The sequence below is a fragment of the Goekera deserti genome (genome assembly GCF_010685995.1).
Classification (GTDB): domain Bacteria; phylum Actinomycetota; class Actinomycetes; order Mycobacteriales; family Geodermatophilaceae; genus Goekera; species Goekera deserti.
In genome coordinates this window covers 1-13,514 of sequence record NZ_JAAGWK010000040.1, presented here as the reverse complement: position 1 = coordinate 13,514, position 13,514 = coordinate 1, and the positions used below count along the sequence as shown (strand labels likewise).

Here is a 13,514-nt window from a genome sequence, read left to right as displayed (position 1 = left end):
GAGATCTGCGCCGACGACGCACTCAACTCCTCCGACGACGCCGCCACCGCCTCCGCCGACGCCACCACCGAGCCCATCATCGACCGCAGCCCGGCCATCGCGGTGTCCAGCGACCGGCCCATCCGGCCGAGTTCGTCCTGCGTGGTCAGGCCGGAGGACGCGGTCAGGTCACCGGCGGCCAGCGCGTCGGCGGTGACCTGGACTCGACCCAGCGACCGGGCGATGCCCCGGGCGACCAGGAACCCGATGGCCAGGGCCGCGACGATGCCGACGACCAGCAGCAGGACCGAGCGGGTCCGCTGGGTCTCGTAGGCGGCCTGCGCGTCGGCGGCCGCCTGCCGGGCCTCGCCGTTCTCGATCGTCTGCACCTGGGTCAGCAGGTCGTCGACCTGCTGGGCGACCGGCCTGACCTCCTGGGCGTTGACCACGTACCAGGTGGCGGTGTCGGCGGCGATGCCGAGCGGGCCGAGCTTCGTCAGGCTGAGGGTGACGAACTGGTCGAAGGCGACCGACGCCTCCTCCACCATGGCCTTCTTCTCCGGTGTGGCGAAGGTGTCCTCCAGGTAGGTCTGCTCGGCCGCCGCGAACGCGTCCGCCTGCACCTCGATGTCGTCCAGGATGACCTGGGTCTTGACCGGGTCGGGCTCGAGCACGGCGTCCCGGTTGTCCAGCCGGACCCGGGTGACCGCGTCCATCATCTGACCGGCGGCGGTGATGCCTGCGATGTTGCTCTCGTAGAGCATGCGGCTGCCGTCGGCGGCCGAGCTGAGCGAGCTCAGGCCCATCACGCCCACGCCCACCCCGACGGCGGCGGCGACGCCGACCGCGGTGAGCACCTTGGTGCTCACCCCCCGGTCGCCCCACAGGCTCCCGCGACCGGTGGCGGGGGCAGGGACGAGGTCTGGTGAGGACGTTCCGGTCATGGTGGTGGCTCCTGGGCTGGCGGTCGGGACGTGATCGCCCCGCACCCTCAGTGTCGACCGATGACGACGACAGTCCATCCGGGCCACACATCACATCTTGACGCGACGCAGACGGTGTTCTCTCAACATCTGCCCTCATGGCGTGGTATGGCGATCAGACCGCGCGGGGCCGGATCGCGCACGCCCGGTCACGGTCCCCGCGGCGGGGCCTTCACGGCGAGGATCGGGCAGTCGACGTCGAGCAGGATCCGCTGCGCGGCGCTGCCCATGAGCAGCTTGCCGACGGCGGAGCGCTTGCGCAGCCCGATGACCAGCAGCTCGGCGTCGGTCTCCTCGACCACCGCGGCCAGCTCCTCGGCGACGTCCCGGCCGTGCACCGGCTGGCGCACCTCGACGGCGACGCCGCTGGCGGCGAGCTCCTGGCTCAGCGCACGCAGCGCCTCGCCCTGCAGGAACTCCTCGTCGACCAGCGCGTCCCCGCGGGAGGTGTTCACCACCACCAGCAGCGCGTCCCGGCGCCGGGACTCCAGCACGGCGTGGTCGAGTGCTGCGCGGCCACGGGGGGTGGGCACGTAGCCCACGACGACGGTGCCCATGCGGTGATCGTCTCCCTCAGTCGTCGCGGCCGTCGCGGCGGGGGGTGCCCACCTCGGCCGGCTCGTCCGTGCCGGACCGGTGCTGCGGCCGGCCGGTGGCCGGTGCGCCGGCGCCGACCTCGGAGGGCGAGGGCCGCTGACCGCGCACGACGCGCAGCACGATCGGCCCGACCAGCGCGACGAGGGCCAGCAGCAGCACGATCCGGCTGAACCAGGTCTCGACCAGCACGCCGAGGTCGCCGTCGCTGATCGCCAGGGCGCGGCGCAGGTTGTTCTCCGCCACCGGCCCGAGGATCAGCCCGATCACCGCGGGTGCCACCGGCCAGCCGTAGCGCCGCATGAAGAACCCGAGCACCCCGAGCAGCAGCAGGATGACCAGGTCCAGCGGGTCGGCGTTGACCGCGTAGCAGCCCAGCGAGGCGAACATCAGGATGCCGGCGTACAGGTAGGGCCGCGGGATGCGCAGCAGCTTCACCCACACCCCGGCCAGCGGCAGGTTCAGCACCAGCAGCATCGTGTTGCCGATGAACAGCGACGCGATCAGCGTCCACACCAGCGGGCCCTCGGTGGTGAGCAGCGCCGGGCCGGGCTGGATGCCGTAGCCCTGGAAGGCGGCCAGCAGGATCGCCGCGGTCGCCGAGGTGGGCAGCCCCAGGGTCAGCAGCGGCACCAGCACCCCGGCCGCGGCGGCGTTGTTGGCCGCCTCCGGGCCGGCGACGCCCTCGATGGCGCCGTGGCCGAACTCCTCCGGGTGCTTGGTCAGCTTCCGCTCGGCGGCGTAGGACAGGAACGTGGGGATCTCCGCGCCGCCGGCGGGGAGCGCGCCGAACGGGAAGCCCAGCGCGGTGCCGCGCAGCCACGGCGCCCAGGAGCGCCTCAGGTCCTGCCCGGTCATGAACCGGCCCTGCATCGCCATCACCTCGACCGGGCCGCGGCGCAGCCGGCTGGCCACGTACAGCGCCTCGCCGACGGCGAACAACGCCACCGCCACGACGACGACGTCCAACCCGTCGGCCAGCTGGGGCACGCCCAGGGTGAACCGCTCCTGACCGGAGATCAGGTCGGTGCCGACCAGGCCGAGGTAGAGCCCCACCCCGAGCGAGGCCAGTCCCCGCAGCGGCGAGGCACCGAGCACGGTGGCCACCGCGACGAAGGCGATCACGGCCAGGGCGAAGTAGTCGGCCGGGGTGATCCCGATGGCCAGCTCCACCACGGTGGGCGCGACCAGGGCCAGCAGCAGGGTGGCGATCGTGCCGGCGACGAACGAGCCGATCGCCGCGGTGCCCAGCGCCGCCGCACCCCGGCCGGCCTTGGCCATCTTGTTGCCCTCGAGCGCGGTCATGATCGAGCTCGACTCGCCGGGGGTGTTCAGCAGGATCGACGTCGTCGAGCCGCCGTACATGCCGCCGTAGTAGATGCCGGCGAACATGATCAGCGCGCTGGTGGGCTCCAGCACGTAGGTGACCGGCAGCAGCAGCGCGACCGTCATGGCCGGGCCGATGCCGGGCAGCACGCCGACGGCGGTGCCCAGCAGCACCCCGAGCAGGGCGAAGAGCAGGTTCAGCGGCGTGATCGCCGAGGCGAACCCGTCGAGCAGTTCCGGCAGGGACCCCATCTCAGGACCAGCTCCCCGTCACAGCCAGCTCGTCGCGGCTTCGAGCAGCGTGCCACCCGGCAGCGCCACGTTCAGGGCCTTGACGAAGACGATCCAGGCGAGCACCGAGGTGATCCCGCCGATCAGCACCGGCCGCACCAGCCCCGGCGCCCCCAGCGCCCAGCTGACCGCCCCGAACATCAGGGTCACGGCCAGCGGCCAGCCGATCACGTTGATCAGCAGGGCGTGCAGGAGGAAGGCGGCGGCGACGATGCCGACCGCGCGCCACGAGGTGCCGGCGGTCGGGTCGACGTCCTCGCTCTCGTCGGCCGGGCCACGGTCCCCGCGCAGCACCCGGACGGCGAGCGCCCCGGCGGTGAGCACGATCAGCCCGCCGACCAGGTAGGGGAAGAAGCGCGGGCCGATGGTGTTCGTCGAGCCGGGCACGGCGATGCTGCCGGCGTCGACCAGCAGGTACACCCCGAGGGCCAGCAGCAGCCCGGCCAGCACCAGCTCGCCGACGTCCCGCCCCTGCTCCTGCTGCTGGTCCTGCTCGCGGCCGACGGCTGTGCTCATGAGATGAGTCCGATCTGGGTCAGGACCTCGCGCACGCGGGTCTCCTCCTCGGCGAGAAACGCGCCGTACTCCTCGCCGGTGGTGAACTGGTCGATCCAGCCACGGGTCTCGATCTCCTGCTGCCACTCGTCGGTGGCGTGGGCGTCCACGACGAGCTGGATCAGGTCCTCACGGGCCTGGTCGCTCATGCCGGGGCGGGCCATCAGCCCACGCCAGTTGGTCACCTCGACGTCGAAGCCGGCCTCGATGATGGTGGGCACGTCGTCCACCTGGTCGGTCCGCTCGGCGGTCGACACGGCCAGCGCCTTGAGCCGGCCGGCCCGCACCTGCTCGGCGTAGTCGGCGGTGCCGCCGATGCCCGCGGCCACCTGGCTGCCCAGCAGCGCCGACAGCGACTCCCCCCCGCCGGAGTAGGCGATGTAGTTGATCTGCGCGGCGTCGACGTCGGCCTCCAGCGCGAGCAGCCCGGCCAGCACCTGGTCGGTGCCGCCGGCCGAGCCGCCGGCGATCGGCGTACCGCGGGGGTCGGCGCGCCAGGCGTCGACGAAGGCGGCGAGGTCGTCGTACGGGGAGTCCTCCGGGACGACGATGACCTCCGCCTCGCCGATCAGCCGGGCGATCGGGGTGACGTCGGTGAGCCGGGTGCTGGAGTCGTTGGTGTCGATGGCGCCCACCATGACCAGGCCCATCATCATCAGCAGCGCGTCGTCGTCCTCGCGGGCGAGCTGGCCCAGGCCGATGGTGCCGCCGGCGCCCTCCACGTTGAACACCTGCACGTTGCGGGCGATCCCGGTGCGCTGGATGACCGACTGCAGGGTGCGGGCGGTGGTGTCCCAGCCGCCGCCGGTGCTCGCCGGGGCCATCAGCCGCAGCCGGGACAGGTCACCGGGCTGGACGACGGTGCCGGCGCAGGCCGACACGGCGGCCAGCGCCGGGACGGCGAGGGCACCGGCGAGGAACGACCGCCGGCTCAGCGGCACGGGAGCACCCGGGGCGTGGTCGTGATCACACCGGCACGCTATGCCCCTGCCGGGCCCAGGGCACCTCAGGGCCAGGGCACCTCGATGCCGAGGGCGGCCTCAGGGGCGGGTCAGCCAGCCGACCAGGGGCGGGCGCACGATCTCGGTGATCATCCGGTAGCCGCGGGAGTCGGGGTGGATGCCGTCCCCGGCCCGCACCGACTCGGCCCAGAGGGCGCTCATCGCCAGCGGCGCGGCGAGGTCGACGAAGGGCACGCCGCACTCCTCGGCCACCTGCGTCATGCCCGCGGACAGGTCCACGGCGCGGGCGGTCTGCGCCGGGTCGAGCGAAGCGGGCGGGCCGACGACGAACGCCGGCCAGCCCGACGCCGCCGCCTCGTCGAGCAGGTCGGTGAGCACCGCGAGGCTGCGCTCGTGCGGCACCCGGGGGCGCCCGGCGGGCGCGGAGACGTCGTTGGCGCCGAAGGAGAACACCACCCTCAGGTCGTCGCCGTCCCGCAGCCGGGCCCGGGTCTCGGGGTACCAGCGGCGGGCGATCTCGATCGACGTCTCCCGGCGGACGCCCAGCTCGTAGCCGGTCACCGGCGTCCCGGCCGCCCGCACCGCGGCCACCACCGGGCCCACCCACCCGGTGGCGGTCTCGTCGCCGGTGCCGGCGGTGAAGGAGTCGCCGACGAAGCACACACGGAGGTCACGGGTCACCGGCCGGAGTCTGCCGCCCGCACGTGACACCCGTGTTGCCGCCCCGGTCAGTACCGGAAGCGGGCGACCGATCCGCGCAGGTCGCTGGCCATCCGGGACAGCTCGTCGACGGCGACCCGGGTCTGGGTCAGCGCCTGCGTGGTCGACTCCGCCGCCGAGCTCACCCCGACGATGTTCTGCGCGATCTCACCGGTCCCGGCCGAGGCCTCCTGCACCGAGCGGGCCATCTCCTGCGTGGTCGCGGTCTGCTCCTCCACCGCGCTGGCGATGGTCAGCTGGTAGTCGTTGATCGACCCGATGATCTCCGAGATCCGGCCGATCGCCTCCGCGGCACCCGTGGTGTCGCCCTGGATGGCGACCACCCGGCGGGAGATCTCCTCGGTCGCCTTCGCCGTCTCCTGCGCCAGCTCCTTGACCTCGTTGGCCACCACCGCGAAGCCCTTGCCCGCCTCACCGGCCCGCGCGGCCTCGATGGTGGCGTTCAGCGCGAGCAGGTTGGTCTGCTCGGCGATCGAGGTGATCAGCTTGACCACCGCACCGATCTCCTTCGACGACTCACCCAGCTTCAGCACCGTCGCGTTGGTGGTCTGCGCCTCCGCCACCGCGCTGGCCGCGACCCGGGCTGCCTCGTTGGCGTTCTGGCTGATCTCCCGGATGCTCGCGCCCATCTCCTCCGCACCGGCGGACACCGTGCCCACGTTGCGGGACACCTCCTCGGCCGCAGCCGACACCACACCCGACTGCGCCGAGGTCTCCTCCGCCGACGCGGAGATCTGCGACGCCGACGCCGACAGCTCCTCGCTCGACGCCGCGACCGCCTCCGCGGACGCCACCACCGCGGCCATCACCGTGCGCAGCGAGGCCATCGCGTCGTCCAGCGAGCGGCCCATCCGGCCGAGCTCGTCGTCGGTGGTCAGGCCCGCGGTGGCGGTGAGGTCGCCGGCGGCCAGCGCGTCGGTGGTCGCCCGCACCCGGTTCAGGCTGTTGCTGATACCGCGGGCCACGAGCAGTCCCAGACCGGCGGCCACGGCGACGCCGACCAGCAGGGCGACGATGGCGGTGGTGCGCTGCGACTCGTAGGCGTCCTGGGCGCTCTGCGCGAGCGCGGAGGCGTCGGCGTCCTCGGAGTCGGCGATCTGGTCGAGGGTGTCGGTGACCAGCTTCCCGACCGGTCCGGACTGCTGGGTGAGCGCGTCGTACGCGCCGACCGTGTCGTTGGCCAGCGCGGCCGGGACGACGGCGGTGCGGACGATGCTCATGTACTCGTCGAAGGCGGCGACGGCGTCGTCGAGCAGGGCGAGCTGCTCGGGGCCCGGGCCGGCCGCCCGGTACTCCTCGGCCGAGGCGGCGAAGGCGGCCTCGGTGGTGGGCACGCCGTCAATGGCCTGCTGGGTCTGGGCCAGCGTGGGCGCCAGGGCGGCGTCGCGGAGCTGGCGGCGTGTCTCAGCCACCGCCAGTGCCATGTCGTCCACCGCGCTGACCCCGGCGAGGTTGCCCTCGTACAGGCTGCGCGCGCTCTCCGCGGAGGTGCCGAGCGCGGTGATGCCCATGACGCCGACCCCGACGGCGACGACGGAGGCCGCGCCGACCGCGGTGAGGATCTTGGTGCTCACACCGCGATCGCCCCAGGCGCTCGCGAGGCCGGACCGACGGGCGGGGACTGACGTGCTCATGACGGACTCCGGGCGACGTAGCGGGGTCCTCGACTGGACACCGGTCACGCTCACCATCGGCAGGCAGCGGTGGCCGGTGGTGCCGAGAACGCACGCCGTGGCCGGATCGGCACCCAGCAGGCGACTGCCGACCCACGCGTGTCCAGTTGTCGACCGGGCGGGTGCCGAAGTCGCGGCGTCGTACATCTGTCTTCGGCCGGCGCGCCGACGGATCCAGTTGAACGGATCAACGGGTCCGTTTCGCTCAGGTGAGAGCGGCCAGCAGCCGTTCCAAGGCCGGCCGCACGCCCTCGATCTCCGGGATGCGGTGCTCGGCCACGGTCTCGCCGTCCCCGACCTTGATCGTGACGTCGCCGGGCTGGAGGGCGCGGAAGCCGTCCTCGTCGGTGACGTCGTCACCCAGGTAGAGGGCGGCCGCGACCCCCAGCTCCTCGCGCAGCCGGGCCAGCGCGCTGCCCTTGTCGGCGTCGGTCACGGCGACCTCGAGCACCTGCTTGCCGGGCTTCGCCGTGAGCGTGGGGTCGAGGCAGTCGGCCACCTGGGCCAGCAGCGACGCGGCCGCCTCGGCGTCGGTCACCTGCCGCACGTGCACCGCGACGCTGGCCGGCTTGACCTCCAGCCGGGCCCCGCGGACGGCCGCCACCAGCGGGGACAGCCGGGTGGCCAGCTGGTCGCGCCGGGCGGCGAGCTCGCCGGGGACGGGGCCGTCGAACTCCGCACCGTGGCTGCCCACCCAGCGGTAAGGGCCGATCAGGCCGCTGGTGCGCCGCAGGTCGGCCACACCGCGCCCGCTGACCAGGGCGACGGTGACGCCGTCGACGGCGGCCAGGCCGGCGAGCACGTTGCCGATGCCGGTCTCCGGGACGGCGGTCGACGGGTCGTTGCGCAGCCGGGCGAGCACACCGTCGTAGTCGCTGGCCACCAGCAGCGGGCGCTGCGCGGCGAAGGCGACGAGCGCCTCCTCCAGGGTCGCGTCCGGGGCGGTCACGTCTGTTCCTGCAGCGAGGCGAAGAAGGAGGTGGCCCAGTGGTCGAGGTCGTTCCTCGTCACGTGCCGGCGCATGGCGCGCATCCGCTTGACGCCCTCGGCGGGATCGACCCGCAGGGCGCGCATCAGCTGCTTCTTCACGCCGTCCTTGTCGTGCGGGTTGACCAGGAAGGCCTGCTTCAGCTCGGCCGCGGCGCCGGTGAACTCGCTGAGCACCAGGGTGCCGCCGAGGTCGCCGCGGGCGGCGACGTACTCCTTGGCGACGAGGTTCATGCCGTCCTTGTAGGGCGTCACGAACATGACGTCGGCCGCCCGGTACATCGCGACCAGCTCCTCGCGGGGCATCGACTGGTTGAAGTAGTGCACCGCGGGCCCGGCGATCGAGCCGAAGACGCCGTTGATGTGGCCGACCTGCTGCTCGATGGTCTCCCGCATGGTCACGTAGTGCTCGACCCGCTCGCGGCTGGGCGTGGCGACCTGCACCAGCACCGTGGAGGGAGCCTCGATCGCGCCGTCCTCCAGCAGTTCCTGGAAGACCTCCAGCCGGACGCCGATGCCCTTGGTGTAGTCGAGCCGGTCGACACCGAGCACGACCTTCTCCGGGTTGCCGAGCTCCTCGCGGATCTCCTCGGCGCGGGCGACGACCTCCGGGGAGGACGCCAGCCGGTCGAAGGAGGCGACGTCGATGGAGATCGGGAAGGCCTTGGCGGTGACCGTGCGGCCGTCGTAGCTGATCGTGTTGCCCTTGGTGGGCAGCTCGTGCAGCCGGCGGGCGAGGGTGACGAAGTTGCTGGCCGCGCTGGGGCGCTGGAAGCCGATCAGGTCGGCACCCAGCAGCCCCTCCACGATCGCCGAGCGCCACGGGAGCTGGGTGAACAGCTCGTAGGGCGGGAACGGGATGTGCAGGAAGAACCCGATGGTCAGGTCGGGGCGGCGCTGGCGGAGCATCGCCGGCACCAGCTGCAGCTGGTAGTCGTGCACCCAGACGATCGCGCCCTCGCCGGCGACCGCGGCCGCCCGGTCGGCGAAGCGCTTGTTGACCTGCACGTAGGTGTCCCACCAGGTGCGGTGGTACTCGGGCTTCTCGACGACGTCGTGGTAGAGCGGCCACAGCGAGGCGTTGGAGAAGCCCTCGTAGTACCGGTCCACCTCCTCCTCGGACAGCTCGACCGGCACCAGTGACATGCCCCCGGACTCGAAGGGCTCCGGGGCCTCGCCGGCCGCGCCGGACCAGCCCACCCACGCACCGCCGCGCCCGGCGACGAAGGGCTCCAGGGCGGTGACCAGCCCGCCGGGGCTGCGGGTCCACGTCTTCGTGCCGTCCGGCCCGGTCACCTGGTCGACCGGCAGCCGGTTGGCCACGACGACGACCGGGCTGTCCCGCTCCGCCACGGCCGGGGACCCCGCCGGATCGGCCTGGACCGGCTCTGCACCTGCTGGATCAGTCATCCCCGGGGACCCTACTGACTCGGGCGCCCCCGGGCGCGCTGTGCTCACCCGCCGGGGCAGGTGCGGGGGCGCGGGGGCGTCCGCCGCGGCGGGAGGTGCGGGGGCGCGACGGCGTCAGCCGCGGGCGGCCAGGTAGCCGGCGGCGGCCAGGCCGAGGCCGAGCAGCAGGGTCGCGGTCAGGTCGGCCAGTGCGCGGGCGACCCGCCGCTCCTCCACCAGCCGGACGACGTCGTAGCCGAGGGTCGAGAACGTCGTGAGCGTGCCGCAGAAGCCGGTGCCGACCAGCGCCACGACCTCCGGCGGGACGTCGCGCAGCCCGAGCAGGACGCCGAGGACCGCGCTGCCGACCACGTTGACCACGCCGGTGCCCAGCACGCTGCCGGGCCCGCGGCGGGCCACCGCCACCCGGTCGGCGAGCAGCCGCAGCGGTGCGCCCACCAGGGCGCCGAGCACGACGAGCAGCGCGGTCACCGGGCGCCGTCCGGGTCCGTGGCGGGGGCGGGGGCGGGGGCGGGGGCGGGGGACAGGCTGACCCGACCGACGACCCGCCGGCCCGCGCCCAGGCCGGCGACGACCGCGAGCAGGCCGCCCAGCACCGAGGCGAGCAGGTAGCCGACCGCGGCGGGCCACGCGCCGGCGTCGGCCAGCTGGACGACGTCCACGGCGAAGGTGGAGAAGGTGGTGAACCCACCGAGGACGCCGACGGCGAGGAAGGGTCGCGCCCACGGGTGCGTGGGGTACCGGGCGAGCAGCACGGCGAGGAGCAACCCGATGAGCGCGCAGCCGAGCAGGTTGACCACCAGCGTCGACCAGGGCCAGCCGCCGGGCTCGTGCGGGAGCGCTCGGGTGACCCCCCAGCGGGCCAGGGCGCCGAGCGCCCCGCCGAGGGCAGCGGCGAGGTAGGCCATCGGGTCGCCCTCCTCGTGCTCGGCGGTCGGCGCCACCCCGGTGGGCGCCACGCTCCCGGGACGTGCGGCAGCATGCCACCGGGACGCCGCGCGGGCGGCGCCGGGCGAGGGGAGCCGACCGTGGTGGCTGGGACAGGACCGCTGCAGGGCGTGCGGGTGGTGGAGTTCGCCGGGCTCGGGCCCGGGCCGTTCTGCGGGATGCTGCTGGCCGACCTGGGTGCCGACGTAGTGCGCATCGACCGGCGTGCGTCGTCCGGGGGCACGTTCGCCCGGCTGGGCGGGACGTCGCTGATGGACCGCGGGAAGCGCTCGATCGCGCTGGACCTGAAGGACCCGGCGGACCTGACCGTCGTCCGGGCGCTGGTGGCGCGGTCGGACGTGCTGCTGGAGGGTTTCCGCCCGGGGGTGATGGAGCGGCTGGGGCTGGGTCCGGACGAGCTGCTGTCCGAGCACCCGGCGCTGGTGTACGGCCGGATGACGGGGTGGGGGCAGACCGGGCCGCTGGCGTCGAGCGCCGGGCACGACATCGGGTACATCGCGCTGACCGGGGCGCTGGGGGCCAGTGGCCGGCCGGACGAGCGGCCCGCACCGCCGATGAACCTGCTCGGCGACTTCGGCGGGGGCGGGGTGTTCCTGGCGCTGGGTGCGCTGGCGGCGCTGCTGCACGCGCGGGCGACAGGGCAGGGGCAGGTGGTGGACGCCGCGATCGTGGACGGGACGGCGGTGCTGACCACCATGATCCACGGGATGCTGGACACCGGCGGGTGGCGGGACCGGCGCGGGGCGAACCTGCTGGACACCGGGGCGCCGTTCTACGACGTGTACCGGTGCGCCGACGGGACGTTCCTGGCCGTGGGGGCGCTGGAGAAGCAGTTCTACGCGGCCCTGCTGCAGGGCCTGGGTCTGGCGGACGACGCGTCCCTGCCGGACCGGGCCGACCCGCGGCAGTGGCCGGCACTGCGGGAGCGGTTCACCCAGGTGATCGGCGGCAGGACGCGGGCGGAGTGGTGGGAGGTCTTCCGCGGCACGGACGCGTGCGTGGCGCCGGTGTGGTCGCTGACCGAGGCGGTGACCGACGAGCACAACGTGCAGCGCGGGGTGTTCACCGAGGTGGACGGCGTGCCGCAGCCGGCGGTCGCGCCGCGCTTCGGCGCCACCCCGGGCGCGGTCGGCCGGGTGCCGGTGGCCGGCGAGCACGACGCCGAGATCCGCGCGGAGCTCGGCCTGTCGTAGCCACGTCCCCCGGCGCCGTCCGGCCTCCCTCGCTGCGCACTGCCCGTGCCGCTCCGCGGGGGAGGAGGTGTGGGCGGCGGGCAGCTCGCGTCCTGCCCGTCAGCGGGGGGTGAGGGCGGCGAGGGCCTTGTCGGCGTGCTTGCTGAAGCGGAACTCGCTCTTGAAGACGTCCTTGACGATGCCGTCGGTGCCGATCACCACGGTGTGCCGCTTGACCGGGGCGGCGGACAGGTTGCGCTTGACGCCGTAGGCCTCGCACATGGTGCCGTCGACGTCGGCGAGGAGGGGGTAGTCGAAGCCGTTGCTCACGGCGAACCGCTTCTGGGACTCGACGCTGTCGCGGCTGACGCCGACGCGCTGGGCGCCCACGGCGGCGAACTGCGCGGACTGGTCGCGGACCGTGCACATCTCGGTGGTGCAGCCACTGCTGGAGGCCAGGGGGTAGAAGAAGACGACCACCGGGCCGGACTCCAGCATCGTGGACAGCCGGCGGAGGACGCCGTCCTGGTCGGGCAGCTCGAACTCGGGGGCGACGTCACCGGTCTTCATGTGCACTCGTTCGTCGCGAGGACGGCGGGCGGTTCACGTTCCACGTGGAACGCCGCCGGGGGAGTCGGCCGGCCGGCTGGGCGAGGCGGCCGCGCTGCGGACTCAGGACGATCGCCGGACGCCTTCCCAGCCGAGCGCCGATCTCCAGCTCGCCCATCAGCGCGCGACGCAGGGCAAGCACCTCAGCGCTCAGAAGGGCGGTGGGTCGTCGGGGTCGAGTGCCGCGGTGGAGTCCCCTGGGCTTCCAGTCGACGGACGCCCGTCGAGGAGTCCTGGTGGTGTGGTGCTGCGGGTGATGCCGCCGGGAGTGGTGACGGTGAGGGTGCCGTCGGGGGTCATGGTGAACCGCCAGCCGGGGGCGTGGGTCTTGAGCCGGTGGTGCCGGCGGCACAGGCAGCAGAGGTTGGTGCAGGTGGTCGCACCACCCTGGTCGTAGGGGTGGACGTGGTCGATGTCGGCTGCTGCGGCCTTGTTGCTGCAGCCGGGGTGCCGGCAGGTGCGGTCGCGGGTGGTGACGTAGCGGCGTTGTGCCGGGGTCGGTTCGTAGCGGTCGACCGCTGGTGGCAGTCCGGCCACCGGGCAGGCGCACGCGCCCACCACGGTGTGGCCGCCGACCTGCCCTCTCGACGGGGAGGCGCCACCCCGCTGCGGACTCCCGTCCTCGCACGAGCAGCCCTCGTCGCCGACCACGCCGGGTGGTCGGTGCCGATCCGATGGTCGGTGTCGATCCGGTGGTCGGTGTCGCTGGGATGCTCCCCGGCCGGGTGGCGGGTCGTGATCGGGGCAGCCGCGGTGGGCCAGGCGTTGCAGTTGCGGGCGGGTCAGCGTGGCCAGCAGCGCACCGGTGGCGGGGTCGGTGACCGCGATCTGCAGGCTGCCACCGGCCGGGGCTTGCAACCCGCCCGGGCAGAGAGCGTCCAACTGCTCCAGCAGCAGCCGCAGCTGCGCTGCGGTGACCGGGGCACCATCGACCTCCCCGGGCATGACCCGACCCGCTCCACCCCCGCAACCCGCGGGTGGCCCCGCGGCTGCTGGTGCACCCGCGGCGCCGACCATGGCGGCTTCCGTGTCCGTGTCCGTGTCCGCGACTGCTGTCGTGCCGCCTGCTGCTGTCGGGCCGCCTCCTGCGGCTGCTCTCGCGCCGACTCCTGCCGCTCCCGCTGCTGCCGCCCCGGCTGCGGCGCCGGCGGCGGCATCGCTGGCGGCGGCATCGCTGGCGGCGGCATCGGCGGCTGCTGCGGCGGGGGCTGCGGCGGGGGCTGCGGGGGCTGCGGCGGGGGCTGCGGGGGCTGCGGCTGCGGCCGCAGCTGCCAGGGTCGGGAGCGGGGCGTGCACCGTCAGGTG

The 13,514-nt window shown here is 74.0% G+C and carries 14 protein-coding genes; 1 reads left to right on the top strand and 13 read right to left on the bottom strand.

The genetic code is table 11. The annotated features are described in order from the left end of the window. From G1H19_RS22185 to crcB, 11 genes are all read right to left on the bottom strand, one after another. A partial coding sequence (locus G1H19_RS22185; RefSeq protein WP_163638881.1) for an MCP four helix bundle domain-containing protein occupies positions 1–848 on the bottom strand: 848 nt, incomplete at its 3' end. Between the two features lie 263 nt (positions 849–1,111). Next, positions 1,112–1,519: a universal stress protein gene (locus G1H19_RS22180; protein ID WP_152731924.1), complete on the bottom strand. Its 408-nt coding sequence runs from the start codon at positions 1,517–1,519 to the stop codon at positions 1,112–1,114. A 16-nt stretch (positions 1,520–1,535) separates the two neighbouring features. Then, positions 1,536–3,134, bottom strand: coding sequence for a tripartite tricarboxylate transporter permease (locus G1H19_RS22175; protein WP_152731922.1), 1,599 nt, complete (start codon positions 3,132–3,134; stop codon positions 1,536–1,538). An 18-nt stretch (positions 3,135–3,152) separates the two neighbouring features. Continuing rightward, positions 3,153–3,689 (bottom strand): tripartite tricarboxylate transporter TctB family protein, encoded by a 537-nt coding sequence (locus G1H19_RS22170; RefSeq protein WP_152731921.1) that lies wholly within the window; start codon positions 3,687–3,689, stop codon positions 3,153–3,155. Next, entirely contained in the window at positions 3,686–4,669 is a 984-nt protein-coding gene (locus tag G1H19_RS22165; protein WP_162393599.1) for a Bug family tripartite tricarboxylate transporter substrate binding protein, read from the bottom strand. Before G1H19_RS22165 ends, G1H19_RS22170 begins: the two co-directional genes overlap by 4 nt. A gap of 99 nt (positions 4,670–4,768) precedes the next feature. Further along, positions 4,769–5,371, bottom strand: a complete 603-nt coding sequence (locus G1H19_RS22160) for a GDSL-type esterase/lipase family protein (protein WP_162393600.1) — start codon at positions 5,369–5,371, stop codon at positions 4,769–4,771. Positions 5,372–5,418: 47 nt separating this feature from the next. Continuing rightward, positions 5,419–7,044, bottom strand: a complete 1,626-nt coding sequence (locus G1H19_RS22155; RefSeq protein WP_152731917.1) for a methyl-accepting chemotaxis protein — start codon at positions 7,042–7,044, stop codon at positions 5,419–5,421. 244 nt (positions 7,045–7,288) lie between these two features. Continuing rightward, a complete protein-coding gene (gene otsB / locus G1H19_RS22150) occupies positions 7,289–8,032 on the bottom strand; it encodes a trehalose-phosphatase (RefSeq protein WP_162393601.1) in 744 nt (247 codons plus the stop codon). After that, positions 8,029–9,480 carry an alpha,alpha-trehalose-phosphate synthase (UDP-forming) gene (locus tag G1H19_RS22145; RefSeq protein ID WP_152731915.1) on the bottom strand — a complete coding sequence of 484 codons (1,452 nt, stop codon included), beginning with the start codon at positions 9,478–9,480 and terminating at the stop codon, positions 8,029–8,031. The genes otsB and G1H19_RS22145 overlap by 4 nt, the downstream gene beginning before the upstream one ends. Positions 9,481–9,594: 114 nt before the next feature. Continuing rightward, complete coding sequence (locus tag G1H19_RS22140; protein WP_162393602.1) at positions 9,595–9,951, bottom strand: fluoride efflux transporter FluC; 357 nt, start codon at positions 9,949–9,951, stop codon at positions 9,595–9,597. Continuing rightward, positions 9,948–10,439, bottom strand: coding sequence for a fluoride efflux transporter CrcB (crcB, locus tag G1H19_RS22135; RefSeq protein ID WP_235928421.1), 492 nt, complete (start codon positions 10,437–10,439; stop codon positions 9,948–9,950). The genes G1H19_RS22140 and crcB overlap by 4 nt, the downstream gene beginning before the upstream one ends. Positions 10,440–10,511: 72 nt before the next feature. Here crcB and G1H19_RS22130 point away from each other — a divergent pair, with 72 nt between their 5' ends. Continuing rightward, positions 10,512–11,621: a CaiB/BaiF CoA transferase family protein gene (locus G1H19_RS22130; protein WP_162393603.1), complete on the top strand. Its 1,110-nt coding sequence runs from the start codon at positions 10,512–10,514 to the stop codon at positions 11,619–11,621. A 99-nt stretch (positions 11,622–11,720) separates the two neighbouring features. On the opposite strand, the gene G1H19_RS22125 is transcribed toward G1H19_RS22130, so the two are convergent. After that, a complete protein-coding gene (locus G1H19_RS22125; RefSeq protein ID WP_152731912.1) occupies positions 11,721–12,170 on the bottom strand; it encodes a peroxiredoxin in 450 nt (149 codons plus the stop codon). Positions 12,171–12,359: 189 nt separating this feature from the next. Then, complete coding sequence (locus G1H19_RS24800; RefSeq protein ID WP_163638880.1) at positions 12,360–13,154, bottom strand: HNH endonuclease signature motif containing protein; 795 nt, start codon at positions 13,152–13,154, stop codon at positions 12,360–12,362. Positions 13,155–13,514 lie beyond the last annotated feature (360 nt).